Source organism: Tunicatimonas sp. (assembly GCF_049647865.1).
Lineage (GTDB): Bacteria > Bacteroidota > Bacteroidia > Cytophagales > Cyclobacteriaceae > Tunicatimonas.
Map to the genome: position 1 here is coordinate 1 of NZ_JBARYM010000529.1, position 1,729 is coordinate 1,729.

Sequence of the window (1,729 nt, forward strand, 5' to 3'; positions counted from 1 at the left end):
GGTACAGAGTTATCAAAAGACTCTATACTCTCACTGCATTTTGAAAAAGTGGGTGGAATAGATCAATGGAAGCAGCTTAGAAGCTACTATGTGAAGCAAAGCAGCTTTTTTGCCCCAGCTTTTCTGCCACCACACAAACGCTCATTGGGAGATCAATCAATAGGATATAAGAATGTATTTTGCCAATGGCCCAATCTGCAACGAGTTGAAATGTACGATAACAACGGACAGCTAGGCCGAGCGTTCGTCACTACTCATAACGAGGCAAAAATGTATGATTACAATCTAGGAAAAGAGCATATACTTCCTGAAGAGTTTAGTAAAGAGGTTTTGTACAATAGCTCTCTTCATCATATAGGAGCTACTCTTCATCTTCTACGTGCCCATGAAAAAGACAGTATAGAGTATAATGGGGAGATAGTATTTGGTGGGAAGAGATGTCATATGTTCCGAATAAATATATATAGTCCCTCGACTTCTAACACAAAGCTCGTCATCTATCTAGATGTTGACACTTATCTAATCCATGCAACTTCAAATACAAAGTCCATTGAGAAGCATAAAATCTACTCTGACTATCAGAATGTAGATGGGTTTGTGGTTCCTCACACTAATGTTTCTTATGACAAAGGAGTAATATTCGAGGAATATAAAATACTAAAAACCGAAATTAATAGCGAGGTAGATAACCTACTCTTTGAGATTTGGTAGGCTGTATATTTCTCGCCTGTCTTTAGGTTGACGAGGTGTGAAGGAAAAATCTTCCGATTGTTGTTAAGTAGAATTGGATACTTTGTATACTTTTTTCTGGCAAGAACGCGTTTTATAAATGGATTTGGTCGGTGGTGTTTCGCCGTTGATCGACATATTTCGTATCTTTAAAAAATTTCGAGATACCTATGATGAGAATAAACAGTTTTGGGCTTGCTTCTTTGGTTCTGTTAGCGATACTAACGGCCTGTAATCCTGGCAAGCGGGCGTTGATTAAGGGCTACAATAGTTTTGATGGAGGTGATTACAATATAGCCATTGAACAGTATCGGGTAGCTATGGACAACGGAGTGGAAGTGGGTGAATCTAACTACCGGATTGCCGAAGCTTATCGCCTAAGTAATCGGTTGGCGGAAGCCGCGCCTTACTACGAGGCAGCTATTGATATGGGAGTTGCCGATACGGCAGCGGTGTTTCACTATGCTTTGGCTCTCAAGCAAAATGGCGAATACGAACAGGCTAAAGAACAGCTAGACGAATACTTAAAACTATCGCGCGATAGTGTGCTGGAATATACCGAGTGGGCCAACCAGGAAATTGCTAACCTAAATAACTTAGATAGCATTCTGGTAAAAGATGAATATTTTGAGATTGAACCGGTAGCTTCAGTTAATACTGAAGAGGCTGAGTACGCTCCTATTGCTCATCGAGGGTCACTTTATTTTACCTCTTCACGAGGCAGTGAAAAAGTTTACAAAGCTACCGGAACTGGATTTACCAACATCTTTAAAGCCCCAATTCAAAATGATCAGGTGCTGGCGGAACAGGCGAATACGTTGGGAGCTGAGTTTGCCAGCGAAGCCGTTAATGAAGGGGTTATTACTTTTTCGCCCAACGGAAAAATGATGGTATTTGCCCGCGGAAACAGCGGCAAAAAGAAGGGTACCCGCGATGTAAATCTTTATATGTCGCATTATCAAAAAGGTAAGTGGACCACACCCGAAATTCTAAGCATCAA

Annotated in this window: 2 protein-coding genes; both read left to right on the forward strand. The window is 41.0% G+C overall.

What is annotated here, in order from left to right; translation table 11 throughout:
- The coding region (locus tag WBA23_RS15620) for a hypothetical protein (protein ID WP_424583217.1) at positions 1–711 on the forward strand (711 nt) is incomplete at its 5' end.
- 188 nt (positions 712–899) lie between these two features.
- Positions 900–1,729, forward strand: an 830-nt coding sequence (locus WBA23_RS15625; protein WP_424583218.1) for a tetratricopeptide repeat protein, incomplete at its 3' end; no start/stop codon positions are given.